This window comes from Bradyrhizobium betae (genome assembly GCF_008932115.1).
Classification (GTDB): domain Bacteria; phylum Pseudomonadota; class Alphaproteobacteria; order Rhizobiales; family Xanthobacteraceae; genus Bradyrhizobium; species Bradyrhizobium betae.
Genome location: NZ_CP044543.1, coordinates 2,173,926 through 2,197,887 on the forward strand (window position 1 = coordinate 2,173,926; position 23,962 = coordinate 2,197,887).

The window sequence follows — 23,962 nt, forward strand, 5'->3', positions numbered from 1 at the left end:
ACAAGCCCGACCATGACGGCGTGGAGAAAAGCAAAAGGGCGGCAGGTTGCCCTGCCGCCCTCGAAGTCGTCTCGGGAAGAAACTTACTTCAGGTTGCTCATCGCCGTCAGGTCGAACGACAGCTTGGCAATGCCGGTGGCGCCGCACCAGTTGGAGCCAACGCCCGACGGATTGATCGGCGTCAGGTAGGTGCCGGTCGAAGCGGTCAGGTTGCCGCGAGCTGCAAAGTCGCTGGTGAAGGCGTTGCAGTCACCCTTGGAAAGGTTGGTGTCGGAGTAACGCAGGTCCAGCGTGGCGACCTTGTAGGTGAAGCCGATACCGATGTTCCAGGTGTTGTAGTCGGCGTACTTGATGCCGTTCGGGAAGGTCGCAGTACCGTAGAAGCTGTCGGAGGTGCCGAGCCACTGACGACCGAACTCACCCGACACGTACATGCCGACGCCGCTTGCACCGAAGGTCGTGCTGGGCGCGATGTACTTGCCGACGACCGAAGCGTAGTTGCCCCAGGCGCCCGAGTTCAGATAGCTCGGGGTGTAGTATTCGGTGAAGCCGAACGACCAGTTGTCGTTCACCGTGTAGGTGCCCTTGCCGTAGACTTCGAAGAAGCTCAGGTCCTTCTTGATCACGTTGGTGTTGAGCAGGGCCTTCTCGGCGCAGCCGGCGCCATGATCCACGCCTGCGAAGTCGATGCCGGTGCCGCCGAAGTAGCAGGTTCCGCCCGGATACAGGTAGCCCCAGATACCGACGTCGAGCGCGAAGGCGCCGAAGGTCGGACGGATACCGCCGTAGATATCGATTTCGCCAGCGGCGCGGTTCGGGAACGAGATGCTCTCACCGGACACGCCGATGTAGAGCTGGAGGTCCTTGGTAAGGTTGTAGCGCGGTTCGAAATAGGCCGTGACCGAAGGCTTGTGATTCGACTGGGTGATACCGCGGAAGACGTAATCGCTCATGATCGCGCCGCCGAAGGCGACATCCCAGGGATCGAAGGCAACCACGGGCGGAGCCTTCTTGGCCTTGACCGGCATGTCTGCCGCGAAAGCCGAACCCGCCACCATTGCCAGCGCCGTTGCCAACAAAGTCACTTTCTTCATTTCGATCCCCATCACCAGTTCTTACCCAGTCGGTTTTCCCGGAAGCCCCCCGGGCGTACGACGTGTCTGCACAAATGCGTTACTGCGACAATCTGGATGGGAGGCCCTTAACCGAGAAGCAAAAATGGCGGGCATCTGCTGCCTTTTTGGGCGTTCTGACGATTCTACGAAAGGTTGTCCGCCTGTGTTGCTTCTCGATCACATTATTTGCATTCCAAAGTGCACTGAGTTGTCCGGATTAATACGGAGACATCTGGTGCAGTAGCGGCCGCGCCACGAATCAGACTCGCAAGGACGATCGCCGCCCGCGAATCTCGCGGACGATGCAAAAAGGCCGCGGCGTCACCGCCGCGGCCTTCCTGTTGTCGATCGCTGTCGCCGGTTGGACCGAACTTTGAGCTCAGCCTTGGCCGTCGGCCGACGTCGGTTCCGCAGAAGACGAAGGCATCGCCCAGCTTGTCTCGGCGGCGGGCTCGGGAGCCGGAGCCGGCGGTGTCAACGGTGCTGACGGCTTCGGCGCGGGAGCTGCCTTCGCCTTCTTCGGTGCCGCTTTCTTCGCGGCTTTCTTCGATGCAGCCTTCTTCGGTGCAGCCTTTTTCGAGGTCGCCTTGGCCGCCTTCTTCACAGCCTTCTTGGCGGCCTTCTTCGGCGCGGCCTTCTTGGCTGATTTCTTCGCAGCTTTCTTCGCGGACTTCTTGGCTGCCTTCTTCGCGGTCTTCTTCGCCGCTACAGCCTTCTTGGCCTTTTTGGCCTTCTTGCTTTTTTTCTTCTTCGCTTTCGCCATCGTGGTCCTCCTGTTGCCGCCGAACAATGGTCGATCGGGCGCTTCAGCCGTCACCACCGGACGAGATCCCAGACTTCGAAATTTCAGACTTCGAAATCTCAGCCTTGCGTGTTCAGTGCCGGCCGCGACCCGCCCGTAGCCCAATCGAGAAGCTCAATCGTGTGTACGACCGGAACTGACGTGCCACTGGCAATCTGCACCATGCAGCCGATATTGCCCGCGGCAATCATGTCCGGCTTGACGCTTGCGATGTTGGCGACCTTGCGATCGCGCAACCGGCCCGCAAGCTCGGGTTGGAGAATGTTGTAGGTCCCCGCCGAACCGCAACACAAATGGCTCTCGGGCACATCTTTCACCACGAATCCATTCTTGGAAAGCAATTCTTTCGGAAGGCCCGTGATTTTCTGTCCGTGCTGCAACGAACATGCGGAGTGATAGGCGACGACGATGTTGTCCAGTCGCGTCTTCGACTCGAGTCCGAGACCGGCGACGTATTCGGTGATGTCCTTGGCAAGCGCCGACACCTTGGCCGCATCGGCCGCGAACGCAGCGTCCTCGCGCAGCAGATAGCCGTAGTCCTTGATCACGGTGCCGCAGCCGGACGCCGTCACCAGGATGGCGTCGAGCCCCTCCTTCGCCGCCTCCTTCTGCCACGCCGTGACATTGGCGCGAGCCCGCCCCAACGCATCGTGGTCGTTGCCGAGGTGATGGGTCAGCGCACCGCAGCACTGCTCGTCCCTGACCAGGACGACCTCGATGCCGTGGCGGGTGAGAAGACTGATGGCGGCCTGGTTGATGCGCGGCGCAAGCACTTGCTGGGCGCAACCCTGAAGGAGCGCGACACGGCCGCGCTTCTTGCCGAGTGCCGCGAACACGCTGCCCGGGAGCGGACCGGGCGCCGGCAGCCGGTTCGGAGCCAGCGCCAGCATTGCCTTGAGGCGCAGGATCAGGCCGGGCGTGGCCGCGGGCCGCGGCGTCGGCAGCAGCACCGCCAGCGGACGGGCGAGCCGCGCCAGCCACATGCTGGCGCGAAAGCGCTGCGGGTCGGGCAGGACGAAGGCCAGCGCCTGGCGCAGCAGCCGCTCGGTCAGCGGCCTCTGGTAGCGCTGCTCGATCCTGACCCGGGCCTGGTCGACGAGGTGCATGTAATTCACCCCGGAGGGGCAGGTCGTCATGCAGGACAGGCAGGACAGGCAGCGGTCGACATGCTTGACCACCTCCGCCGTCGGGGTCTCGTCCTTCTCCAGCATCTCCTTGATCAGGTAGATACGGCCGCGCGGGCTATCGAGCTCGTCGCCGAGCAGTACATAGGTCGGACAGGTTGCGGTGCAGAAGCCGCAATGGACGCAGGCGCGCAGGATCTTGTCGGCTTGCGCGATATCGGGGTCGGCGAGTTGCGCCAGCGAGAATTCGGTCTTCATGCCGCAGCGCCCCGCGTCAGCCGTCCCCGGTTGAGAATGGTTTTTGGATCGAAACTGGCGCGGACCCGATCGCTCAACGCGGCGCTGCCCGCCGCCTGCGGGTGGAACACGTCCACCATGCTCCTGACATCCTCTGCCGCGCGGATCAGCGTGGCGTGCCCGCCGACGGCATCAGCACGCTGGCGCACGGCCGGGGCGTGCGCGTCGGCCTTCGGCGGCAGCGCGGCCCAGATCAGCCCGCCGCCCCAATCGTAGATCACGTCGCCGCCGCTCTCGCGCGCCAATTGCGTGCCGAGCGCCGCTCCCGAGGCCGGCGGACAGACGATTCGCCAAACCGGCCAGGCGCCGAGCGCGCCGCTGGCCGCGAACGGCAGCACGTCACGAATCGTGGCCCACAGGACCGACGACGCGGTGTCCTCGATCAGCGTCGCGGTTCCAAACGGCGCCAGCAATTCGCGCAGCGAGCCGGCGCGGTGCGCGGCGGAGGCCGTGATGCCCTCCAGCCGCAGCACGGTCAGCGCCTCGCTTTGGCTGGCGATGTCGCCTAGCCCTTCCGTCCTGGCGCGGAACGCCGATTTCGGCAGATGCGCTGCCGCGGAGACGTCGAAGGGCGAGCCGAGCGCCACGGTCATCGCCTTGTTGGCGGCGGCATCGTCGAGGCCACGCAGCAGCAGCGTCCGCTCGGCCTCCGGTTTCGGCATCACCTTCAGCGTGACCTCGGTCATCACCGACAGCGTGCCCCAGGACCCCGCCAGCAGCTTGCAGAGGTCATAGCCGGTGACGTTCTTCACCACCTTGCCGCCCGTCTTGAAGCTGTCGCCGAAACCGGACACGGCATGCGCGCCCAGGAGATGATCGCGCGCCCCGCCAGCCTTGATCCGGCGCGGACCGGCAAGCCCGGCCGCGATCATGCCGCCGATGGTGCCTGACGGAGGCGTACCGAGCAGCGGCGCGGTGTTCATCGGCTCGAACGCGAATTGCTGGTTCTTGGCATCGATCAGCGACAGCACGTCGGCCAGCGGCGCGCCGGCCTGCAGCGTGACGATCAGCTCGTTGGGCTCGTAGGCGGTGACGGCATTCAGCGCGGAGACGTCGAGAACGGCATTGGTCGCCATCGCGTGCCCGATGCCGCGCTTGGAGCCATGACCGATGATCTCGAGCGGCTGCTCATTGGCAATCGCCGCGCGCACCACCTCTTCGACGTCTTTGGCGTCTCTGACCCTGAGCGTATCCACGGGAAAAGGCGGTAGCGAAATTCGCCGCCAAAATCAATGCAGCATGACGCCGGCGAGCGTCGCCGGCGCGGTCGGGTTCGCCACAGGCCGTACTCACACTTCGAGCACGGTCGAAGCGTTCACGACATCGACACTTCGATCTCCGGCGAACCAAAGCCGGCGGGTCACCGCTAAAAGTCTGCGCCGATCGCGATCGAGACCGACCGATCGAGACAGGCCAAGGAGGAAACACCATGAACCACTATGCCACGCAGAAATCGCTCAGCCAGGCCGTCGACGGCGGCGGCCTGCTCGTCGTCGCGCAATGGGAGGCCAAGCCCGGCGAGGCCGACAAGGTCGCCGCAATCCTCGACCGTTTCCTGCCGGAGGCGCAGCGGGAGGACGGCGTCAAGCTGTTCCTGATCTCGCGCGCGAAGGACAATCCAGCCCAGTTCCTGTTCTACGAGCTGTTCCGCGACGAGGCCGCCTTCAGGGCGCATCAGGAGAGCGATCACTTCAAAACATGCATCGCCGGACAGGCGCTGCCTTTGCTGGCGAAGCGCGAACGGGCGCAATACGCGCTGATCTGAGCGCAGACGACAAGGGCCCGCCATGCGAGCCTTCTGAACGCGATGTGCTATGACGGCTGCGGCGACATGCTGAACGAGCTGAGCCAATAGTTTCCGCTGCCGGTCGGATCGTGCGCGCCGCCGCCCGGGCAAACACTGGGGCCGGAGCCGAAATGCAGCGCCGAACATTTGGTGCACCGGCGCCAGCTGTCTTGCGCGTTGGGTAGCCCCAGCACATCGAGGCCAGGTATCGGCGCGAGATCGAGCGCATAGGCACTGCTGGCGGAGCTGTCGTGCTGACCGCCCGCCGCGCACGAGTTTCGACCCTGATCAAAGAACAGTGCGCTGCACTTCTTGCACCAGCGCCAATCGCCCTGCCTGTTCGCCGCCGGCTCCACCGGGTCGCAGCGCAGGACATAGTTTGCGCTGGGTTGTTCGTGGACATGCGGCCGCCCATTCGCCGCGGGGCAGACCGACGGTGCACCGGCGAAATAGAGGCTGCCGCAGGATGTGCACCACGACCAGGTGTCCTGCTCGGTGCCAACGTAACCGAACGCAATGGCATCAAGTCCCACCAGCGCCGTTCGAGCACCCTGGAACACTTTGCCGAGGGCGGTGTCGGCGTCCAGGCACGTGTCCCGGAAATTATCCGCCCACGGGACACTGCCCTGACCAAGCACCTGCGGAACTCGCAGCCAGCCATCGGTCAACGAGTTCGAGAGGTCGTCGGCATCGGCCTGCGCGCCGGACCAGAGCAGATTGCGGCTTGCCCGCATCACCCAGTGCAGTGCGGCAGCGTAGTCCATGGAAGGATCGTTATTGGCCTTGAACGCGAACAGCCAGGTGTCGAACCATGCGTCATGCAGGCTGTCGATGGTGCAGTACTGCTGGATCGGAATGCCGCCCACGTCCGTTACATTGGGATTGTCGTCGCTGAGGTAAGTCAGGTCGGCCAGACGGCCACTGATCAGGCTGTCGAGGCGCGGCGCGATGTCCCGGACACCGTTCCGCGCGTATGTTCGCATGTCGGCAAGCGCAGCCTGCTTGTCGGATTCGCCGTCGCTGTATTTGGCCCGCTCACGGGGAATGATCGATAGATAGAGATGCAGCCCAAGCGAGACGGGAATTCCTCTCACGGCCGTTCTGAGGTCGGCCCCGTTCATCATGATCTGCAACGCGTTTACGTTGTTTTCCATGTCAGCGATGTATTGGGCAATCGTCCCATGTGTCAGCAGGTCCAAAATCTGGGACTGAGACTCGCCGAACTTGACCGCATTGAAATAGTCAACGTCAATAAAGCGCTGCACCGATTGCAATGTGGCGGATGCGTTGACGATCTCTGTTTCGATCTCTTGTTCGCGAAGGGCGGCAGCTATCTCCTGCCGGATCGCCGCCTCGATGTCGGCGATGGTCAACGGCTCGGTGCCTCCGAATATCTCCTGGAGCTGCTGCCCAAAGCCGACGAGGGTGCTGATCTTCCCGATGACGTTGACGAAGCCATCCACGTCGCTCATGCGCGATCCTTCCGCAATGAATCTTCACGCGGCGAGCTCGCGCCTGAAATTGAAATATAATTCTCGCTCTATCTTCAATAGGCTCAATTACTGGTTGAAGATAGACACAATCTTTAGTTGACGAATGCCAAATCGTAGCACCCGATGCGGTTTGGCATCGGCCGGACTCGCACTCGAGTAGTCCGCGTCAAAATCGCGGGATATCCGGAAACGCCAGCTTGCCCGCGTGGACATGCATGCGACCGAGCTCGGCGCAGCGGTGCAGGGTCGGAAACACCTTGCCGGGATTGAGCAGGCCCTGCGCGTCGAAAGCGCATTTCAGCCGCTGCTGCTGGTTCAGGTCGATCTCGCTGAACATCTCCGGCATCAGGTCGCGCTTCTCGATGCCGACGCCGTGCTCGCCGGTGAGCACGCCGCCGAACTCGACGCAGGCGCGCAGGATGTCGGCGCCGAAGGCCTCGGCGCGCTCGATCTCGCCGGGCTTGTTGGCATCGTAGAGGATCAGCGGATGCAGATTGCCGTCGCCGGCGTGGAACACGTTGGCGCAGCCGAGCTGGTATTTCTCCGAGAGCTCGCGGATGCGCGCCAGCGCCTTCGGCAGCGCGCCGCGCGGGATGGTGCCGTCCATGCAGAGATAGTCGGGCGAGATGCGGCCCACGGCCGGAAACGCGGCCTTGCGACCCGCCCAAAACAGATTGCGCTCGGCCTCCGAGGTCGAGATCTGGCAGGTGGTCGAGCCGCAGCCGTTGGCAATCGTCTCGACGCGCGTGATCAGCTCGTCGACCTCGATCTTGGGACCGTCGAGCTCGATGATGAGCAGCGCCTCGACGTCGAGCGGATAGCCGGCATGGACGAAGGCTTCGGCGGCGTGGATCGCCGGCTTGTCCATCATCTCCATGCCGCCGGGAATGATGCCGGCGCCGATGATGCGCGCCACGCATTCGCCGGCCGCCTCGACCTCTGCGAAGCCGACCATCAGCGCGCGCGCCGTCTCGGGCTTCTGCAGGATGCGCACCGTGATCTCGGTGATGACGCCGAGCAGGCCTTCCGAACCGGTGATGACGCCCATCAGGTCATAGCCCGGGTTCTCCGCCGACTTGCCGCCGATGCGCAGGATCTCGCCGCTCATCAGGACAATCTCGCAACCGAGCACGTTGTTGGTGGTCATGCCGTATTTGAGGCAGTGCACACCGCCGGAATTCTCCGCGACATTGCCGCCGATCGAGCACGCGATCTGCGAGGACGGATCGGGCGCGTAGTAGAAGCCGGCATGCGCGACCGCCTGGCTGATGGCGAGATTGGTGACGCCGGGTTCGGTGACGACGACGCGGTTGTCGAAATCGATTTCGCGGATGCGCTTGAACTTGCCGAGTCCCAGCAGCACGCCGTCTTCGAGCGGCAGTGCGCCACCCGACAGCGAGGTTCCCGAGCCGCGCGGGACCACCTTGATGCCCTGCGCTGCACAATATTTCAGGACCAGGGAGACCTGCTCGGTCGTATCGGGCAGCACCACGACCATCGGCGGTTGCCGATAGGCGGTCAGACCGTCGGACTCATAAGCCCGCATCTCGGCGGCGCTGTCGATCACGCCTTCGCCGGGCACGATTGCGCGCAATGCAGCAATGATCTCCGCGCGGCGCGCAAGCACGGCCTGGTCGCTCGCAGGCATCATGATGGCCATGGCAATATCCTTCCGACTCGCGGCGTGCGCTCGAATTGTCGCGGCAAATCAACCACGTCCGCGGTGGTTTGGGTAGGCCATCCGAAAGTCGGAGCGACGATCTCGGCCAAGTTCGCTCTGGGACAAGTAGGAAATCGTGAAACCTGTCATCGTTTCATGGCTTGTCCAAGCCGGGCGGGCCTGCCAAAACCGGCAGGTTCGACGACTGCCGACCAGATAAACGCCCCCACCGGGAAAGAGACGAAGAGCACCCTATGAAAAAATCGACTTTTGGCGCGCTGATGATCCTCACCGTCACTGCCACAGCGTCCGCCGCGATGGCGCAGGATGTTGCCGCCGGCAAGACGTCGTTCAACAAATGCCTCGCCTGCCACGCGATCGGCGAAGGCGCCAAGAACAAGGTCGGCCCCGAGCTCAACGGCCTCAATGGCCGCAAGTCGGGCACCGCGCCGGACTACAACTACTCGGATGCGAACAAGAATTCCGGCATCACCTGGAATGAGGCGCTGTTCAAGGAATACATCAAGGACCCCAAGGCCAAGATCCCCGGCACCAAGATGGCATTCGCCGGCATCAAGAACGAGACCGAGATCAACAATCTCTGGTCCTACGTTTCGCAGTTCGACAAGGACGGCAAGATCAAGCAGTAAGATCGCGAATGGCGGCCGCTATCTGGCGGCCGCCTCCACCGGGACGACCCTGCCGATCATCGCCTCGATCTCCATCTTCACGAGATCGGGCACGGCATTCTGCACCATGTGGCCGAGATCCGGCAGCACGATCAGCTTTGCATTCGGCACCATGGCTGCGAACGGACGCGCGTGGATGTCGGTGGACACCGTCTTGTCGGGCTCCCCGGCGATGATCGTGACCGGCGCCACGATCCCGGCATAGCGCGGAGCTTGCGCGGCGACCGCGTCCTTCAGCGTCACCAGATCATAGGCATTGGCGAGGAACTCGCGCGGGCGAAGCAGCAGCGGCGTCGCAGAGTCCTTCACGAAACCGTCCGGCATGGTTTGCGGCAGGAAGACATTGCGCGCGCCGGCTTCGACAACGAAATAGCCGAGCGGCAGCGTGATCGTGTAGGCGAGCAGCGGGCCGATCAATGGCGTCGCGATGATCTCGTTGTAGTGCCCGACGCCGCCGCACCAGGGATGGGTGACCGGCGCGAGCATCACCAGACCGGCGACGCGGCCGGGATGATCGAGCGCAATCCGCGTGCCGAGCGCACCACTCCAGGAATGCACCACGAAGACCGCGCGATCGATCCCGAGCTTGCCGAGCGCCTCATCGACCATCCGCGCCTGGATGTCCGGCGTCGAATCCTGCCGCCGTGCGCGCGTGCTCCAGCCGTGGCCGGGACGGTCGATCAGGATGACGCGATGGTCCCTGGCGAGGAGGTCGCCGAGGGGGCGCCGCATCGCTTCGAGATTGGAGCTCGCGCCATGCAGCATCACGATCGGCACGCCCGAATCGCGCGGACCGATATCGACGACGTGAAGCGTCGCGCCATCGACCTCGATCATCCGGCCCTGAGGCGGATGGACGCGTTGCACGGCGACGATTCCGGCCTGCGTGAGCAGCGCCAGCAGGGCCAGCGCCGTCACGACTGAGATCAAGATCATGGAGAGGGTCCGGGAAATCCTGGGCACATTGCAGTTACGGGTCTCGCAGGAGGCGGTTTCGCGCAAGCGGGGCTCGGCACTTTCACCGGAAACAGGCCGGGCTGTGGATATGTGCATAATTGCCGAACTAAAAACTCAATAGAATCAATGATGCTCGTGAGTGACCCGCAAGCCCCGGACCAGCTTCATGCAGCCGTCATCGCGGTTTCCTTATAATCGCCACGGTCGGTTCCGCCATTTAGACGCGGATGGGCGCCGGTCCTCCTCGCAACCCCAGGGGATGCGGGACAAGCCGGCAGGATTTGTCCTGGTTTGAACCGGAGAATTTTCGATGAGCTTGAGATCGGAAGATACTGCGATCGACGAGATCGTGGCAAGCTGCAACGGCGACCTGCGCGGTGCCGTCCGGGCGCTGCTCCTGATCAACGAGCATCTCGAGGCGGAACTTGCGAAGGCTTACGCGGCGGCCGCCGATCAGGGCCTGGCCGAACGCGGCGGCAGCGTCCTGCATTGACGTGACGGCAGCGACCTAGTTGGCGCTGTCCTCGGCCTTGTCCTCGTCGGGGGTGACGGCGGGGCAGACGCGAATCGTCGAGCGAGCAAGCTTGGCGTCGGCCATGGATTTGTAGGGGCCGTCACCGAACCAGATGTCGCCGATGATCACGGGATTGCTGGTCACGATGTTGCACTTGCCGGTGGCGCGGTTGCCGACCACCCAGAACAGTCCGTCGGCGAGGCTCATCGTCCCCGACGCGAGCAGCAAGCTACCCGCAAAGATCAAACGCTTCATGGCTTTGCTCCTGCAATGCAGGTAGGCCTGCGGCAGCCTTCACAATAGTCCTCGGGACGCTGCGCCTGCGATCGTGGTTAATCCACAGACGCCGCGTTCACTCAAGAAATGGTCGAGTTCTCGGCTAGATGTCGCGGCCTTCGACCTTCTCGGTCAGGGACTTGACCTGATCGGGGATCTTGTCGAGGTGCGGATTGACGGCGAGCGCCTTGCGGTAGGCCTCGAGCGCGCGCTTCTCGTCCCCGACTTCCTGCATGATCATGCCGAGCCCCGCGAGCGCGCCGAAATGGCGGGGCTCGCGGATCAGCACCTCGCGGATGTCGGCGAGCGAACGGGTATAGTCGTTCTGCATATAGTAGAGCGTAGCGCGCCGGTTCCAGGCCTCGATGTAGTCGGGCCTGAGCTTGATGACCGAATCCAGCAGCTTGATCGCCACATCGATCTTCTGCGCATCGACCGCGGTCTTGGCCCGCGCCATCAGCAGCGATGCGGTATCGCTCGGGGTCTGGATCCAGATCGCCCAGATCCGCGCCTCGACATGCTTGGCGCTGGCCTCGTCCGGCGCGGCCTTCAGCGCACCGAACAGGAAATCGATATTCTTGTTGCGGTCGACCTTGGGCAGCTTGGCCGGCGCTTCAGGAAGCTTCTTCTGCTGCTTGCCGGGCGGGGCCGGCTGAACAGTCTGCGCCAAGGCCGGAGCAAGGCCGGCGGTCCCCAACACAAGGGTCAAACACAAGGTGCGCGCGAAGCGGAATCTCACTGCCATGGCGAAAGTCTAAACGCGTAAAGCCGCCCTTGCAAAGCAAAGGCGGCGTCAAACTCGTGTGAGGCCGTGGTCTTGCGGGGCGCAGAGGCGCCGGCAGCGCAGAGATCAGCCGCCCAAAGCTCAGCCCTGGCGAGCCTTGAAGCGGCGCTGCACCTTGTTGATCACATAGACCCGGCCCTTGCGGCGGACCAGGCGGTTGGCGCGATGGCGACCGCGCAGCGACTTCAACGAGTTACGGACCTTCATGGCAGAATCCTGAACGTTCGAAAGGCCGTGTTCGGCACACCCGTTTCGGCACGCGCGAATGTGGCAAAATGAGATTTAACCCGCTGGCGGACAACCGCCCGGGACGGGGCGGTTCTTAAGGCATGGCGGGAGGTGATGTCAATGTTAACTGCCCCGTTCCGGGCCAGCAAATTTCTTCAAAACAACCCCATGCACAGTAGAACCGGCCGGATCGGCCCGATTTGCCTCACCTGAGGTCAGGCATGGCAAAGACTTTTCCTGCTTGCGGTTTTGCCGCCCCCGATGCCTTGCCAAATTCGTTATATCATATAATCAATTTGGCAACCGGTCGGGAGGAAACCAATGCCGAAGCTCAAGCTGCCGAATATCGACGATGTCGTCGCCATCGACATCCATACCCATGCCGAGGAGCCCTGCGGCTGCCATCCCGACGACGGCTATGACGATTTCCAGGCGCAGATGGCCGACTATTTCAAGTCGCCGAACAAGCATCCGCCGACCGTGCCGGAGACCGCGGCCTACTACCGCTCCAAGAACATCGCCGCGGTGATCTTCCCGGTCGATGCCGAGCGCGAGACCGGCTTCCGCCGCTACAACAATTACGAGATGATCGAGGCCGCCTCCGACCATCTCGACGTCCTGATCCCCTTCGTCTCGATCGACCCGCACAAGGGCAAGCTCGGCGCACGCGAGGCGCGCAAGCTGATCGAGGAATACGGCGTCCGCGGCTTCAAATTCCACCCGACCATGCAGGGCTTCTACGCCAACGACCGCATGGCCTACCCGCTCTACGAAGAGATCAACAATGGCGGCGCGATCGCGCTGTTCCACACCGGCCAGACCGGCGTCGGCTCGGGCATGCCCGGCGGCATGGGGATGCGGCTGAAATATTCCAACCCGATGTACATGGACGACGTCGCGGCGGATTTCCCCGACCTCAAGATCATCCTCGCCCACCCCTCCTTCCCCTGGCAGGAAGAAGCGCTGTCGGTCGCGACCCACAAGCCGAACGTCTATATCGACCTCTCGGGCTGGTCGCCGAAATATTTCCCGCCGATCCTGGTGCGCTACATCAACTCGATCCTGCAGGACAAGATGCTGTTCGGCTCCGACTGGCCGGTGATCACGCCGGACCGCTGGCTGGCGGATTTCGCCAAGATCGAGATCCGCGACGAGATCCGACCGAAGGTGCTGAAGGCCAACGCAAGGAAGCTGCTGGGGATCTAGCGCGGACGCTGAGGCGGCCCGTGGCGTTGCAGAGCAACGCTTGAGCCACCGAAGGCAAGCCAAGGAGACCGCCCGGCGGCGGTCTCCGGAAGTTCACCGCGCCTGATCAAGCAGCTCGCTTGAAAGCCTCACGCGCCGCCTCATTGGCTCGATCAAAGGCAAGGCGCGTTTCGGTCAAGGCGGTCATGAGTGCGGACCACGAGTGGGTCCCGGCCTGTTTCAGCTTCTCCAGTTTCTTCTCCGCCTCGGCCGCATCGGCATTCATGCGCTTCAGCGCGGCGTCGATGTCTGCCCGATGCTCGGAAGCGAACTTCCCGGCATCGCTGCCGAGCCTGTCGGCAACTTCACGCCACGCCTTGAGCTGCGCATCCGCCTGAAGCTTGAACGTCGCCTGTTGCTGCTCGAGCTGCTTGCCGAAGCTTTCGACGTACTTTCCGGCCTCGGTCTCGAACACGCGCCAGTCGGCTTCCATCTTCGATTTCGCCTCGGTCCAGGCCGCCTCGCCCGCCTCCGACTGCTTCTTCAGGGTGTCGCGGAATTCATCGCGCTGCTTGCAGAGATCCGCCAGGACATTTGTGGCCTTCTCACTGAGATCGGCCTGCACCTCGGCGGCCTTGGCCTGGAATGAGGTCACCGTTGCTTCCATTTCGCCGAGGCGCTCCCTTCCCCAATTCGTGAAGAAGTTGATGTTGCTTTGCGTAACCATTGTTTCATGTCCATGGTTCGAATGGTACCGCCCCGATGTCTCGACTAGCATGCGGCGCCGGGCTCCCTGTTGACGTGAGTCAACGCGCGTCGTTCGCTTCGTCAGCGGCACAGGAGGTGCAGTCCGTCCTGGAAAGTCCCGCGTGCAAACCCGTACCGACGAACGGGGCAAGATCGACATCCGCCGAGCGAGAGACCAGGAACGCAAATGGACAGTAAGCTGATGATCGCGTTGCGTCCGATCAGCTCACACTTGCCAGGAAGCCGGCCAGAATATTCCGGCTCTGGCTGAGCGTCTCGATGCGCTCATCGATCAGTCCGACCTGCTGGGCGAGTATTCCTCGCAACTCGTTGCAGGGCGTGAACGCCGGGTCATTGTTGCGCACACACGGCAGCAATCGCTGGATCGTTTCGAGCTTCATGCCGGCGGCGCCAAGCATCTTGATCCGCCGCACGGTTTCCTCGTCCGCCGGACCATAGTCGCGGTAACCAGCCGCGGTCCGCATCGGCGCCAGGAGCCCTTCGGCTTCGTAGTAGCGCAGCATCCGAACGCTCACTCCCGTCCTCCGGGCAAGTTCGCCAATTTTCATCTGAAAACCTCTTGACCCTCACAGCGCTGTCAGACCTTACAGACTCGGCTCATCCAAGTGAATGCCGCTTGAGAGGGAGCAACGATGAAAGCCTACCATTTGAATGGCCAAGCCGGTGGCGATGGCCTTATGCGAGCCGAGGTCAGCAAACCAGAACCCGCCAATGGCGAGGTCCGCATCCGGGTCGAAGCTGTCAGTCTGAACTACCGCGACCTCCTGATCCTCGACCGCGTGGGCCAAGGTGGGCTCAACGGCCGCGTGCCACTTTCTGACGGTGCAGGCGTCGTTGACGCCATCGGCGCCGGCGTCACGCAATGGCGCGTCGGAGACCGCGTTGCGGCATCGTTCTTTCGCGATTGGATCTCGGGGCCGTTCAAGGCCAGCTATGTCCCGTCATCCCTTGGTGGCAACACGATGGACGGAATGCTGGCGGAGTATGTCGTGCTACCGGCAAATGCGCTCGTTTCCGTGCCGGCACATTTATCTTCGGTCGAAGCCGCGACCTTGCCTTGTGCCGGTGTCACTGCTTTCCATGGCCTCATTGCACGCGGCCAGATGGGCAAAGGCGATACGCTGCTGGTCCAGGGAACGGGTGGCGTCGCGCTGTTCGGACTTCAATTCGCAGCGGCGCTCGGAGCGCGCGCGCTCGTGATCTCGTCCTCGGATGAAAAGCTCGCCCGCGCCAAGGCGCTGGGCGGCTCGATCCTCATCAACTACCGCGACACGCCTGACTGGGATGTTGCGCTGATGAAAGCGACGGATGGCGAAGGTGCCAGCCATATCCTCGAACTCGGCGGTCCCGGCACCTATGACCGATCGCTGCGATCGGTCGCGTCGGGGGGCAAGATCGTTCAAATTGGCGTGTTGACGGGGTTCGGCCCGAAGCCCGATCTCGCGCGCCTTCAATGGGAGAATGCCGACATCATCGGTGTCACCGTCGGATCGGTCGAACATTTCACCGCGATGAACAGCTTCCTGACCGAACACACGATCCACCCGATCGTCGATCGAGTCTACGGCTTCGACGAAGTCCCCGAGGCGTATGCTTACCTCCGGACCGGCTCACATTTCGGCAAGGTCGTCGTCAAGCTTTAGGAGCCAAGGCGCCCAATTCAACTTCGCTCCTTGGATCGAAATCGCAGGGCTTATATAATCCTTGCGACCGCAACGATCCCGGAGGACCAGTCCCTTGAGCATCAAAGCCGTCGTCTTCGACGCCTACGGAACGCTCTACGACATCCAGTCGGTCGCGGAGATTACCGAGGATGCGTTTCCGGGTTACGGCGAGATCATCACGCAGGTCTGGCGGATCAAGCAGCTCGAATATACCTGGTTGCGCTCGCTGATGCGGCGCTACCAGGATTTTGCGGCGGTCACGCGCGACTCGCTTGCGTACACGCTGCGCCTTCTCGGCCTTGCCTATGACCCTGTTACGTTCGAGCGCGCGATCGAGAAGTACCTGCATCTTGATCTCTATCCGGATGCAGCAAGCGCGCTCACCGCGCTGAAACCGCGCAAGCTTGCCATCCTCTCCAATGGCAGCCCGGACATGCTGAATACGCTGGTGCGCAACTCCGGCCTCGATCGCCTGCTCGATGCCACCATCAGCGTCGATGCCAAGAAGATCTTCAAGCCGAGCCCGCAGGCCTATGAGCTGATCGGCGAGGTGCTCGGCACCAAGCCTGACGAGGTGCTGTTCGTCTCTTCCAATCCCTGGGACGTTGCGGGTGCGAAATCATTCGGCCTGAACGTCGCCTGGATCGAGCGGGTGACGCCGGAGGCGATGGCGCTGGCTTGCGTCGAGAACGAACTCGTGGCACCGCTGACCATGTTTAGGGCGATCCGCACCCAGATGGATGAGCTCGGCTTTGCGCCGGATCTTCGCGTCCGTTCGCTTTCCGAACTGGCCGGGATCATCTTGAGGGATGACCCAGGGATCATCTCGAGGGATGACCTAGGGATCGCCGCCCGCCAATAAAACTGGACTGAGCTGACTGGAATGAGCCTGGAATCCGTTCGCGCCTTCTTCGCCGAGAAAGCCCCCGACATATCCGTCATCGAATCTCCGATCAGCTCGGCCACGGTGCCGCTGGCCGCCGAGGCCTATGGCGTCGAGCCCGGGATGATCGCCAAGACGTTGTCTCTGCGCGTCGGCGAGCGCGTGATCCTGATCGTCGCGGCCGGCACCTCGCGCATGGACAACAAGAAGGTGAAGGCGCAATTCGGCGGCAAGCCGAAGATGCTGGGCCTGGAAGAGGTCGCCGAGATCACCGGGCACGAGGTCGGCGGTGTCTGCCCGTTCGGGCTGAAATCGCCGCTGCCGATCTACTGCGATGTGTCGCTGAAGGCATTCGACATCGTGGTTCCCGCCGCGGGCTCGACCCACAGCGCCGTGCGCATTGCGCCCGACCGGATGGCCGAACTCGTCGGCGCCGAATGGGTCGACGTCTGCGAGATCAGACCCTAGCCCACACTAATCATCGTCATCGTAAGGCCGCGGCTGGGCCGCGGGAGGCGGCGGCACGTAGCGCGGTGACGGCGCGGCGCGATTGCGCTGAACTTGCTGCTGCGGCGGCATCTGGTTGTTGGACTCGAACACCGCGCGGCAGCCGCTCGAGAGCTGCGGCGTGTTCTGCTGCAGGCAGGCCGTGATGCGGCTCACATCCGGAATCTGGTCGCTGCACAGACGCCACACGTCCGGTGTGCAGGCCATCTGCTGCTCCATGGTTCCGCGATATTCTTCCGCGAAGGCCGCGCTCTGCGCAACGATACCGCCGATCGCGAGCGCGACACCCAGCGCAATCCGCTCTGTTCGCATGTCCTGGTCCTTCTCGTCGATACCAATCGATTTTCACCAATCAATGAGGCGAGAGCCGGTTCAGGACCTACAACAAAATGTGAAATAAGGCTGGAACCTACTCGACCTTGCCGATCTTCCTCACAGCCGCAATTAACCGCGCGCTGTCGGCGGCGATGAACCTGGAGAAAGCCGGCGCATCCTGATAGGCGACGAGACTGCCGGAGGTGTCAAAGGCCTTGAGCACATCGGGGCTCGTCATCACCTGCGCCATCGCCTCGCGCAGCCGGGTCGCGACCGGCGCCGGCAGCGGACTCTGCGCGAACAAGCCGGCCCAGATGTACATCTCGACATCCTTGTAGCCGAGTTCCTGGAACGTCGGCACATCGGGGAAGCTCGCGATGCGCTGCGCGCCGCAATTGCCCAGCACGCGCAGCTTGCCATCGTCGACCTGCGGCTTCAGCGTGCCGGGTGCGGCCGCGATTGCCTGCACCGTGCCGCTGAGCAACGCGGTCAACGCCGGCCCCGCGCCGCGGAACGGCACGTGCAGCAATTTGATATCGGCGCTGTTCGCGAACATCTCCATCGCCACATGCAGCGTGCCGTAGGGTCCTGACGAGCCATAGGTGATCTGGCCCGGGCGCTTCCTGGCGTCCTCGACGAACTCCTGCGCGGTCTTCCATGGCGACGAGGCCGGCACCGCAAGCAAGGTCGGGTCAGCCAGCACGCGCGCGATCGGCATGAACTGCGAGACCTCGTAGGCGACGGGACGCTCGAACAGCCGGTCGGCCTCGGGGAGCACCGCGAGCGAGGACAGCGTCATCAGCAGCGTGTAGCCGTCGGGCTCCGCGCGCGCGGCCGCGGCATTGCCGACCGATCCGCCGCCGCCTCCGGCACGGTTGTCGACAATGACTGGCTTGCCGAGGATCCGCTCCAGTGCCATCGCCACCGGGCGCGCGGCAAGATCGGCCTGCCCGCCGGCCGGAAACGGCACGATCATGGTGATGTTGCGCGCCGGATAGGTTTGCGCGAAGGCCGGCGCCGGCAAGGCAGCGCGCAGCAACGGCAGTGCGGCAGCGGCGCGCAGGATATCGCGTCGGTCCATGGCAGGTCCCTCCCCGGTTTTTTCTTGGGCCCCAGCCTAGCGTGGCGATCGGCGAGAACAAGGCGTTTACGGAGCATTAACCACGTTCGGCCCGCCCCGGGGAACGCCGCAGCAAAGCCACCGTTGCCGTCCCAGATCCCCTGTCAGGGAGTGTGCCATGGGAAAGCTCGCGACCATCGACGTCGCCCTGGACGAGATGCTGGTGAACCTCGCAGCCATCGTCCTGCGGCTTTCAAAGCCGGACGTCACGCGAACGCCAGAAGCGCGGCGTGCCCTGGCGCAATCGGTGCATCAATACGCGGTGTGCGCCGCGAGATCGAACGACCCGCGTGTGCATGAGTTGAAGTCGCAGCTGGAAGAGACGCTCAAGCCGGCCTTGCGGATCGTCGCTATCGACGGTGTGAAGGTGTCGTAGTCGAACTCCGTCATTGCGAGGAGCGTTTGCGACGAAGCAATCCAGAATCCCTCCGCAGAGACACTCTGGATTGCTTCGCTGCGCTCGCAATGACGGGGGCGTTGAAACCGTTCGCTTAAGCCTTCATCTTCCCGCGCGGCCGCCGCTTGCAGGTGCCCGGCAGCTTCGCCGCGAGAAAATCGCCGAGCGCTTCGACGCGCGCAGGGCGCGGGCCGCCGGGCGGGGTTACGAGGTGCACGGCGCCTTCGGCCTGTTTCCAGTCCTTGAGGATCACTTCGACTTCGCCCGACGAGATGGCCTCGCCGACGATGAATTCCGGCAACTCGGCAATGCCGAGGCCGGCGACCAGCGCCGGCATCACGGCTTCGCCATTGTTGACGCGTAGCTGGCCGCCGGGACGGACGCTGGCCTGCTCGCCGGCCGAATTGGTGTAGTGCCAGACATTGGGCGTCGAGAGATAGGCGTAGCTGAAGCATTTGTGCTCGGCCAGATGCATCGGATGCGTCGGCCGGCCATGCTTCTTGAGATAGGACGGCGCCGCCACCGTGAAGCGCGGCATGGTGAAGAGCCGGCGGGCGATCAGCGAGGAGTCCGGCAGCCGCGCGATCCGCACCGCCATGTCAAAGCCCTCGCCGATCAGGTCGATGGTCGCATCGCTCAAATGCAGGTCGACCGAGACTTCCGGATAGGTCTCGAAAAATTCCGGCAGCAGCGGCGCCACCGCCTTGATCCCGAACGTCATGGGCACGGCGAGCCGCACCAAGCCGCGGGGCGCCACCGATTGCGCCAGCGCCTCGTTCTCCGCGGCCTCACCGTCGACGAGCAGGCGCGTGGCGCGTTCGGCGAGCTTGTGTCCGGCATCGGTCAGGGCGAGCCGGCGCGAGGTGCGGTTGAACAGCCGGGCGCCAAGCCGCTCCTCCAGCCGCGTCACCGCCTTGGAGACCGTCGCCTTGGACATCGCAAGCTCGCTCGCGGCTCCCGCAAACGACCGTAATTCCACGACTTTTGCGAAAATCGCGAGCGCCTCGAAATCGGGGAGTTTTGCCATGGAGCCGACCCAATCGGAGTATTTCAGGAAACGATGCGTTTCAACAGTTTCTATTTCTATACCACAAGTGGGGGCTTATCCAAGAGGTCATCAGACATTCAGGGCACCCGCACAGGGACGACGCACATGATCGAACTCAGACCCTTCAACAAACTCGGCGGCGCCGATCACGGCTGGCTGAAAGCAAAACATCATTTCTCCTTCGCGAGCCATTACGACCCGAACAACATGGGTCACGGTGCCTTGCGGGTGTGGAACGACGACGAGATCGCGCCGAACACCGGCTTTCCCGCCCATCCCCACGCCAACATGGAAATCATCACCTATGTTCGCGAGGGCGCGATCACCCATCAGGACAGCCTCGGCAACGAGGGCCGCACTGAAGCCGGCGACGTGCAGGTGATGAGCGCCGGCAGCGGCATCCGCCACTCCGAGTACAATCTGGAGCCGAGCAAGACCCGGATCTTCCAGATCTGGATCGAGCCGACCGCGCGCGGGGGACAGCCGACCTGGGGCTCAAAACCGTTCCCGAAGTCGGATCGCACCGGCAAGCTCGTCACCATCGCGAGCGGGATCGCAGGTGACACGGACGCGTTGCCGATCCGCGCCGATGCGCGGGTGCTCGCCACCACGCTGAAGGCCGGCGAGAGCGCGGAATACGCGCCCGAGAAGTCGCGGCACCTGTACCTCGTGCCCGCGGCAGGCGCGGTCGAGATCAACGGTGTCCGCGTCAATGCGCGCGACGGCGTCGCGATCCGCGACGAGGAGAAACTGAAGATCACCGCGCTCGAAGATTCCGAACTCGTGCTCGTCGACGCGGCCTGACGATCCAAGCAACCAACCCCCTCACGTAATTCCAACGGAGACCACCATGACCAAAGTTCTCGTCCTCTATTATTCCGCCTACGGCCACATCGAAGCGATGGCGAACGCCGTCGCCGAAGGCGCACGCGAAGCCGGCGCGACCGTCGACATCAAGCGCGTGCCCGAACTGGTGCCGGCCGAGGTCGCGAAAGCCTCGTATTACAAGGTCGACCAGGCCGCTCCCGTCGCCAAGGTCGAAGACCTCGCCAATTACGACGCGATCATCGTCGGCACCGGCACCCGCTTCGGCCGGATGGCCTCGCAGATGGCCAACTTCCTCGACCAGGCCGGTGGGCTCTGGGCCAAGGGCGCCCTGCACGGCAAGGTTGGCGGCGCCTTCACCGCGACCGCGACCCAGCATGGCGGCCAGGAGACGACGCTGTTCTCGATCATCACCAACCTGCTGCACTTCGGCATGGTGATCGTCGGCATGAACTACGGCTTCGCTGGCCAGATGAAGCTCGACGAAGTCACCGGCGGCGCGCCGTACGGTGCGACCACGATCACCGGCGGCGACGGCAGCCGCCAGCCCAGCGCCAACGAGCTCGCCGGCGCGCGCTACCAGGGACGCCAGATCGCGGAGACCGCCAAGAAGCTGCATGGCTAAGCTGAACGGTTGAGCTTCAGCTCCAGCCGCATGGCTGGTGCGACGCGGGGCGGCGCTCTCATGCGGGAATGCCGCCCCATTTAACGCCGCAGGAACGGCACGTATGGCTTTCGAAATCTTCCTGATCGCGCAGATGATCCGCAAGCCGGCACAGGCGCTGGCGCGGCGCTGGTATTGCCGGAGCCTGTTCCGCGCCTCGCGCGGCCGGCTGCACTGCGCCGGATGCGCGGGGTCCTGAGTCTAGCGCGCTGATCTGCCCATCGCCCGCGCCGCAATCGCGGCAAGCGTGGGATGGCGACGCAGTTCCTGCGCGGCATGGTCGCGCCAAGCGTAGGGCATACCGCGCCAGGACAACGCGACGCTGACATCGGTCAACGGCATCTGCTCGGCGCCGAGGCGGCGCTTGTAATCCTGATTACCGATGCTGAGATCAAAGCGGCGCAGGCCCTGCGCATGCAGCGCCGCCATGGTGCATTCGGTTGCGAGCAGCCCGGGAGAGAAGTTCGCCCAGGTCTTGCCGGTGTGACTGATGCGCAGCAGGACATACGTTGCGCCATATCTGACGCCGAGCGTGGTGGCAACGATACCCTTGTCGCAAACCAGCGCCGAGATGACAGCATAGCCATCGGCAACACCCCGGCGCGCCACCTCGCGATAGAAACGGGCGTGAGCATCGTCGTTGAGGACGAACGGAGAGCCGAGCTGTCTCATCCGTTCGTCTTGCTGGACGTCCATCACATCGAGGATCTCTCGCGCGCGCTCGACATCGGTGGCGATCTCGAACCGCGCGTTGCCGAGGCGGCTGAAGACGCGCCAGCATCGCGGCAGCTGCAGGCGCTTGAGCGATGCCCGATAGTCCGCATAGTCGTCGCCCGTCAGCACGAGATTGCGGTTGAGCGAGCACGATCCGATCCGGCCGAGCGACACCAGCGGGTTCGGCTTACCGCCGACATGGCCGCCGATCTGGGCCGGCATCTTCTTCAGGCGCAGCAGATCGAAGCGGTCGGGCAAGGCGCGCAATGAATCGACCAGCGCCTTGCCGATCGCGTCCGTCGCCGCCGCATCCAGCGCGGCATCGGGCGCCATGATCGGCGCGTTGTTGTCGGAGACACCGAGGTCGGCGAATTCGACGATGCGAATGCCGCGCCTGACATGGCTGTTCATCGGCACCACGGCGATGTCCTTGCCGGTCGCAACGTCGGAGATCACAGCGATCAGCGGCGTGACGTCGCCAAACGCCTCGTACCAGGCGCCGAGCCAGTAACCATGCTGGAACGCGGTGCGATGACCTGCGCTCAGCCGCGATTCGGCCTGCCGCCAGTCGCGCACGAAATCGACAGCGATTCCCGGCGTTCTGGACACAAGATCATCTGGTTGCTCGACGCTGAGACACGTCATCTGCGGGCGCTTACAATGACTGAATGTTTCCAGATAGATTATGTTTTGTCGCAGACCACAAGTCACGTCACGGCTTATCGTTAAGCCGATGCCACCAGCGCCGCCCCGACTGCGACAAGTTGTTAGCGCTCCGGCGCGACCTGGTCGACGCATTGGAACCTGGCCAGGAAGTGCAGGCCGGCCACGGCCAGCGCGAACATGAACCAGATCGGATTCTGACGTTCGAGCAGGAAGGTCTCGGTGGTCCCGTAGTACAGGCCGAACAGCCATATGGTCAGGAACAGCTTGGCCAGCGCGCCACTGCGGTTGTGAGCCTGGGCCGACTGGAAATTGCGAAGCGGCGCGAGCACGAAGACGAGAGCCACCAGCAGCAGCCCCGGCAGGCCGATGGTGACCGCAAGCTCGAGATAGCTGTTGTGGCTGTGCGCTGCGCTCGTCGCCCATTCGGCGCCCTGGGCGGTCTGCCGCGCGGTGACGTCGTCCCAGAAGGCCGCATAGCCGTGGCCGATGATCGGCTTTTCGGCGACGGCCGCCAGCGCGAACTGCCAGACGTCGGAACGGCCGGTGAAGGTGGGATCGAGAGGAAGCAGCCGCGTGATGCCGCCGAGCGCCGGGCTCATGACGCTTCCGACCGTCAGCAGGTTCATCACGATCAGCGGCGCGAAGCACAAGATCCGCTTCAGCCACAGACCTGGCGTCACATAGACCAGCGAGGCGAGCGCATAGATCGCAAGGCACAGCACCGACGAGGTCTTGCCGCCGGTGAAGATCAGGAAGATGCCTGCCATCGCGGCGATCGCCGGACCCATCACGAACGAGCCGGCACTGCAGAGATAGATGCCGACATAGACCAGGACGGTCATCACCGGCGAGGCGATGTTCTTGTGGCCAAAACTGCCGCGCCAGTCGCCGGCGAGCTGCGGCTCGGTGACGTCGAGTGCGGTGTGGATCGAATATTGCGGAGCGAGGAGGACGCCGAGATAGCAAAGCGCGAGCAGCACGAGCGCGGCCGCGCCCAGGCACAGGTTGAAGGCACGCTGCGTCGGCGGCAGCAAAGGCAACAGGACGGCGAGCGACGTCACACTGACCGCGAGCACGAAGCGCTGCATCGAAACGCCGCGGTTCTCCGCGAGAGCGATGTTGATCAACAGCCAGCCGACGAGACAGACGTGCAGCGGCGTCACCAGGGTCTTCAGGGAAGGCGCATCCGTGGCCGCGACGAGCAGCATGGCGACCGCAGCCAGCAGGCCCCACGAGATATAGGCCGTCGCCATTCGTCCGCCGACGACGGTGGCAACATCCTCACTGCGCAGGTCGGGAAACGGATCGAGCGTCACCAGCACGAGGAGCAGCGCGGCAATCGCGATGAGGCACCGCGCCGCCTGCACGGCGTTCAGCCTCGCAAGCCCGTCGTGCAGAACGTGGCCCAACGATCGGGGCGCGACGTCGGTCATGTCAGCAGCGCTGTGATCCATGGTCCATGGCAGTGATGAAGCCGGGGA

The 23,962-nt window shown here is 63.6% G+C and carries 28 protein-coding genes; 11 read left to right on the forward strand and 17 right to left on the reverse strand.

Translation table 11 applies throughout. The features are described from left to right. Window positions 1-83: 83 nt before the first annotated feature. From F8237_RS10405 to F8237_RS10420, 4 genes are all read right to left on the reverse strand, one after another. Complete coding sequence (locus F8237_RS10405; RefSeq protein WP_151644324.1) at window positions 84-1,094, reverse strand: TorF family putative porin; 1,011 nt, start codon at window positions 1,092-1,094, stop codon at window positions 84-86. Between the two features lie 400 nt (window positions 1,095-1,494). After that, the gene (locus tag F8237_RS10410; RefSeq protein ID WP_151644326.1) at window positions 1,495-1,878 is read right to left on the reverse strand and encodes a histone; all 384 of its coding nucleotides are present in this window, start codon (window positions 1,876-1,878) and stop codon (window positions 1,495-1,497) included. A gap of 98 nt (window positions 1,879-1,976) precedes the next feature. Further along, the gene (glcF, locus tag F8237_RS10415) at window positions 1,977-3,299 is read right to left on the reverse strand and encodes a glycolate oxidase subunit GlcF (protein ID WP_151644328.1); all 1,323 of its coding nucleotides are present in this window, start codon (window positions 3,297-3,299) and stop codon (window positions 1,977-1,979) included. Next, entirely contained in the window at window positions 3,296-4,534 is a 1,239-nt protein-coding gene (locus F8237_RS10420; protein WP_151644330.1) for an FAD-binding protein, read from the reverse strand. Before F8237_RS10420 ends, glcF begins: the two co-directional genes overlap by 4 nt. Before the next feature lie 233 nt (window positions 4,535-4,767). Between F8237_RS10420 and F8237_RS10425 the strand changes: the two genes are divergently transcribed. Then, window positions 4,768-5,103 carry a putative quinol monooxygenase gene (locus tag F8237_RS10425; protein ID WP_151644332.1) on the forward strand — a complete coding sequence of 112 codons (336 nt, stop codon included), beginning with the start codon at window positions 4,768-4,770 and terminating at the stop codon, window positions 5,101-5,103. 47 nt (window positions 5,104-5,150) lie between these two features. Here the strand turns inward: F8237_RS10425 and F8237_RS10430 are convergent, their stop codons facing one another. Further along, the gene (locus tag F8237_RS10430) at window positions 5,151-6,596 is read right to left on the reverse strand and encodes a hypothetical protein (protein WP_151644334.1); all 1,446 of its coding nucleotides are present in this window, start codon (window positions 6,594-6,596) and stop codon (window positions 5,151-5,153) included. Window positions 6,597-6,783: 187 nt separating this feature from the next. Continuing rightward, the gene (locus F8237_RS10435) at window positions 6,784-8,277 is read right to left on the reverse strand and encodes an FAD-linked oxidase C-terminal domain-containing protein (RefSeq protein ID WP_151644336.1); all 1,494 of its coding nucleotides are present in this window, start codon (window positions 8,275-8,277) and stop codon (window positions 6,784-6,786) included. Window positions 8,278-8,531: 254 nt separating this feature from the next. Here F8237_RS10435 and cycA point away from each other — a divergent pair, with 254 nt between their 5' ends. Further along, entirely contained in the window at window positions 8,532-8,927 is a 396-nt protein-coding gene (gene cycA / locus F8237_RS10440) for a cytochrome c-550 CycA (protein WP_151644341.1), read from the forward strand. An 18-nt stretch (window positions 8,928-8,945) separates the two neighbouring features. Here cycA and F8237_RS10445 read toward each other — a convergent pair whose 3' ends face one another. Continuing rightward, window positions 8,946-9,902, reverse strand: a complete 957-nt coding sequence (locus F8237_RS10445) for an alpha/beta fold hydrolase (RefSeq protein WP_151644343.1) — start codon at window positions 9,900-9,902, stop codon at window positions 8,946-8,948. 331 nt (window positions 9,903-10,233) lie between these two features. Here F8237_RS10445 and F8237_RS10450 point away from each other — a divergent pair, with 331 nt between their 5' ends. Then, a complete protein-coding gene (locus tag F8237_RS10450; RefSeq protein ID WP_151644345.1) occupies window positions 10,234-10,416 on the forward strand; it encodes a hypothetical protein in 183 nt (60 codons plus the stop codon). Window positions 10,417-10,431: 15 nt separating this feature from the next. Here the strand turns inward: F8237_RS10450 and F8237_RS10455 are convergent, their stop codons facing one another. The 3 genes from F8237_RS10455 to ykgO all read right to left on the reverse strand — a co-directional run bounded on the left by F8237_RS10455 (window position 10,432) and on the right by ykgO (window position 11,704). Next, on the reverse strand, window positions 10,432-10,692 hold the full coding sequence (locus tag F8237_RS10455; protein ID WP_151644347.1) for a hypothetical protein: 261 nt from the start codon (window positions 10,690-10,692) through the stop codon (window positions 10,432-10,434). A 124-nt stretch (window positions 10,693-10,816) separates the two neighbouring features. Next, the gene (locus tag F8237_RS10460; protein ID WP_151644349.1) at window positions 10,817-11,458 is read right to left on the reverse strand and encodes a tetratricopeptide repeat protein; all 642 of its coding nucleotides are present in this window, start codon (window positions 11,456-11,458) and stop codon (window positions 10,817-10,819) included. Between the two features lie 120 nt (window positions 11,459-11,578). Next, window positions 11,579-11,704, reverse strand: coding sequence for a type B 50S ribosomal protein L36 (ykgO, locus tag F8237_RS10465; RefSeq protein ID WP_006611362.1), 126 nt, complete (start codon window positions 11,702-11,704; stop codon window positions 11,579-11,581). Between the two features lie 342 nt (window positions 11,705-12,046). Here ykgO and F8237_RS10470 point away from each other — a divergent pair, with 342 nt between their 5' ends. Further along, on the forward strand, window positions 12,047-12,931 hold the full coding sequence (locus tag F8237_RS10470; RefSeq protein WP_015688632.1) for a 4-hydroxyphenyl-beta-ketoacyl-CoA hydrolase: 885 nt from the start codon (window positions 12,047-12,049) through the stop codon (window positions 12,929-12,931). 106 nt (window positions 12,932-13,037) lie between these two features. Here the strand turns inward: F8237_RS10470 and F8237_RS10475 are convergent, their stop codons facing one another. Beyond that, window positions 13,038-13,748 carry a sll1863 family stress response protein gene (locus tag F8237_RS10475; protein WP_151644351.1) on the reverse strand — a complete coding sequence of 237 codons (711 nt, stop codon included), beginning with the start codon at window positions 13,746-13,748 and terminating at the stop codon, window positions 13,038-13,040. A 130-nt stretch (window positions 13,749-13,878) separates the two neighbouring features. Beyond that, entirely contained in the window at window positions 13,879-14,226 is a 348-nt protein-coding gene (locus F8237_RS10480; RefSeq protein WP_151644353.1) for a MerR family transcriptional regulator, read from the reverse strand. Between the two features lie 84 nt (window positions 14,227-14,310). Here F8237_RS10480 and F8237_RS10485 point away from each other — a divergent pair, with 84 nt between their 5' ends. The 3 genes from F8237_RS10485 to F8237_RS10495 all read left to right on the forward strand — a co-directional run bounded on the left by F8237_RS10485 (window position 14,311) and on the right by F8237_RS10495 (window position 16,693). Then, complete coding sequence (locus tag F8237_RS10485) at window positions 14,311-15,321, forward strand: zinc-dependent alcohol dehydrogenase family protein (protein WP_151644355.1); 1,011 nt, start codon at window positions 14,311-14,313, stop codon at window positions 15,319-15,321. 94 nt (window positions 15,322-15,415) lie between these two features. Next, the gene (locus F8237_RS10490; RefSeq protein WP_151644357.1) at window positions 15,416-16,204 is read left to right on the forward strand and encodes a haloacid dehalogenase type II; all 789 of its coding nucleotides are present in this window, start codon (window positions 15,416-15,418) and stop codon (window positions 16,202-16,204) included. Between the two features lie 21 nt (window positions 16,205-16,225). Continuing rightward, the gene (locus F8237_RS10495; RefSeq protein WP_151644359.1) at window positions 16,226-16,693 is read left to right on the forward strand and encodes a YbaK/EbsC family protein; all 468 of its coding nucleotides are present in this window, start codon (window positions 16,226-16,228) and stop codon (window positions 16,691-16,693) included. Between the two features lie 6 nt (window positions 16,694-16,699). On the opposite strand, the gene F8237_RS10500 is transcribed toward F8237_RS10495, so the two are convergent. Beyond that, complete coding sequence (locus tag F8237_RS10500) at window positions 16,700-17,044, reverse strand: hypothetical protein (RefSeq protein WP_151644361.1); 345 nt, start codon at window positions 17,042-17,044, stop codon at window positions 16,700-16,702. Window positions 17,045-17,141: 97 nt separating this feature from the next. Then, a complete protein-coding gene (locus F8237_RS10505) occupies window positions 17,142-18,128 on the reverse strand; it encodes a tripartite tricarboxylate transporter substrate binding protein (RefSeq protein ID WP_151644363.1) in 987 nt (328 codons plus the stop codon). Window positions 18,129-18,285: 157 nt separating this feature from the next. Between F8237_RS10505 and F8237_RS10510 the strand changes: the two genes are divergently transcribed. Continuing rightward, window positions 18,286-18,543, forward strand: a complete 258-nt coding sequence (locus F8237_RS10510; protein ID WP_151644365.1) for a hypothetical protein — start codon at window positions 18,286-18,288, stop codon at window positions 18,541-18,543. A gap of 115 nt (window positions 18,544-18,658) precedes the next feature. Here F8237_RS10510 and F8237_RS10515 read toward each other — a convergent pair whose 3' ends face one another. Continuing rightward, entirely contained in the window at window positions 18,659-19,591 is a 933-nt protein-coding gene (locus tag F8237_RS10515) for a LysR family transcriptional regulator (protein ID WP_151644367.1), read from the reverse strand. Between the two features lie 126 nt (window positions 19,592-19,717). Between F8237_RS10515 and F8237_RS10520 the strand changes: the two genes are divergently transcribed. From F8237_RS10520 to F8237_RS37215, 3 genes are all read left to right on the forward strand, one after another. Continuing rightward, entirely contained in the window at window positions 19,718-20,416 is a 699-nt protein-coding gene (locus F8237_RS10520) for a pirin family protein (protein WP_151644369.1), read from the forward strand. 46 nt (window positions 20,417-20,462) lie between these two features. Then, window positions 20,463-21,062 carry an NAD(P)H:quinone oxidoreductase gene (gene wrbA, locus F8237_RS10525; protein WP_151644371.1) on the forward strand — a complete coding sequence of 200 codons (600 nt, stop codon included), beginning with the start codon at window positions 20,463-20,465 and terminating at the stop codon, window positions 21,060-21,062. 103 nt (window positions 21,063-21,165) lie between these two features. Next, complete coding sequence (locus F8237_RS37215) at window positions 21,166-21,300, forward strand: hypothetical protein (RefSeq protein WP_259173326.1); 135 nt, start codon at window positions 21,166-21,168, stop codon at window positions 21,298-21,300. Window positions 21,301-21,302: 2 nt separating this feature from the next. Here the strand turns inward: F8237_RS37215 and F8237_RS36065 are convergent, their stop codons facing one another. Then, complete coding sequence (locus F8237_RS36065) at window positions 21,303-22,460, reverse strand: GNAT family N-acetyltransferase (RefSeq protein WP_162005980.1); 1,158 nt, start codon at window positions 22,458-22,460, stop codon at window positions 21,303-21,305. 122 nt (window positions 22,461-22,582) lie between these two features. Then, complete coding sequence (locus tag F8237_RS10535) at window positions 22,583-23,935, reverse strand: O-antigen ligase family protein (protein WP_151644374.1); 1,353 nt, start codon at window positions 23,933-23,935, stop codon at window positions 22,583-22,585. Window positions 23,936-23,962: the final 27 nt, after the last annotated feature.

Excerpts from the sequence above, each read along its gene's own strand:
- F8237_RS10405 (WP_151644324.1), bottom strand. The coding sequence starts at position 1,094 with ATGAAGAAAGTGACTTTGTTGGCAACGGCGCTGGCAATGGTGGCGGGT.
- F8237_RS10410 (WP_151644326.1), bottom strand. The coding sequence starts at position 1,878 with ATGGCGAAAGCGAAGAAGAAAAAAAGCAAGAAGGCCAAAAAGGCCAAG.
- glcF (WP_151644328.1), bottom strand. The coding sequence starts at position 3,299 with ATGAAGACCGAATTCTCGCTGGCGCAACTCGCCGACCCCGATATCGCG.
- F8237_RS10425 (WP_151644332.1), top strand. The coding sequence starts at position 4,768 with ATGAACCACTATGCCACGCAGAAATCGCTCAGCCAGGCCGTCGACGGC.
- F8237_RS10430 (WP_151644334.1), bottom strand. The coding sequence starts at position 6,596 with ATGAGCGACGTGGATGGCTTCGTCAACGTCATCGGGAAGATCAGCACC.
- F8237_RS10435 (WP_151644336.1), bottom strand. The coding sequence starts at position 8,277 with ATGGCCATCATGATGCCTGCGAGCGACCAGGCCGTGCTTGCGCGCCGC.
- cycA (WP_151644341.1), top strand. The coding sequence starts at position 8,532 with ATGAAAAAATCGACTTTTGGCGCGCTGATGATCCTCACCGTCACTGCC.
- F8237_RS10445 (WP_151644343.1), bottom strand. The coding sequence starts at position 9,902 with ATGATCTTGATCTCAGTCGTGACGGCGCTGGCCCTGCTGGCGCTGCTC.
- F8237_RS10450 (WP_151644345.1), top strand. The coding sequence starts at position 10,234 with ATGAGCTTGAGATCGGAAGATACTGCGATCGACGAGATCGTGGCAAGC.
- F8237_RS10455 (WP_151644347.1), bottom strand. The coding sequence starts at position 10,692 with ATGAAGCGTTTGATCTTTGCGGGTAGCTTGCTGCTCGCGTCGGGGACG.
- F8237_RS10460 (WP_151644349.1), bottom strand. The coding sequence starts at position 11,458 with ATGGCAGTGAGATTCCGCTTCGCGCGCACCTTGTGTTTGACCCTTGTG.
- ykgO (WP_006611362.1), bottom strand. The coding sequence starts at position 11,704 with ATGAAGGTCCGTAACTCGTTGAAGTCGCTGCGCGGTCGCCATCGCGCC.
- F8237_RS10470 (WP_015688632.1), top strand. The coding sequence starts at position 12,047 with ATGCCGAAGCTCAAGCTGCCGAATATCGACGATGTCGTCGCCATCGAC.
- F8237_RS10480 (WP_151644353.1), bottom strand. The coding sequence starts at position 14,226 with ATGAAAATTGGCGAACTTGCCCGGAGGACGGGAGTGAGCGTTCGGATG.
- F8237_RS10485 (WP_151644355.1), top strand. The coding sequence starts at position 14,311 with ATGAAAGCCTACCATTTGAATGGCCAAGCCGGTGGCGATGGCCTTATG.
- F8237_RS10495 (WP_151644359.1), top strand. The coding sequence starts at position 16,226 with ATGAGCCTGGAATCCGTTCGCGCCTTCTTCGCCGAGAAAGCCCCCGAC.
- F8237_RS10500 (WP_151644361.1), bottom strand. The coding sequence starts at position 17,044 with ATGCGAACAGAGCGGATTGCGCTGGGTGTCGCGCTCGCGATCGGCGGT.
- F8237_RS10505 (WP_151644363.1), bottom strand. The coding sequence starts at position 18,128 with ATGGACCGACGCGATATCCTGCGCGCCGCTGCCGCACTGCCGTTGCTG.
- F8237_RS10510 (WP_151644365.1), top strand. The coding sequence starts at position 18,286 with ATGGGAAAGCTCGCGACCATCGACGTCGCCCTGGACGAGATGCTGGTG.
- F8237_RS10515 (WP_151644367.1), bottom strand. The coding sequence starts at position 19,591 with ATGGCAAAACTCCCCGATTTCGAGGCGCTCGCGATTTTCGCAAAAGTC.
- F8237_RS10520 (WP_151644369.1), top strand. The coding sequence starts at position 19,718 with ATGATCGAACTCAGACCCTTCAACAAACTCGGCGGCGCCGATCACGGC.
- wrbA (WP_151644371.1), top strand. The coding sequence starts at position 20,463 with ATGACCAAAGTTCTCGTCCTCTATTATTCCGCCTACGGCCACATCGAA.
- F8237_RS37215 (WP_259173326.1), top strand. The coding sequence starts at position 21,166 with ATGGCTTTCGAAATCTTCCTGATCGCGCAGATGATCCGCAAGCCGGCA.
- F8237_RS36065 (WP_162005980.1), bottom strand. The coding sequence starts at position 22,460 with ATGACGTGTCTCAGCGTCGAGCAACCAGATGATCTTGTGTCCAGAACG.
- F8237_RS10535 (WP_151644374.1), bottom strand. The coding sequence starts at position 23,935 with ATGGATCACAGCGCTGCTGACATGACCGACGTCGCGCCCCGATCGTTG.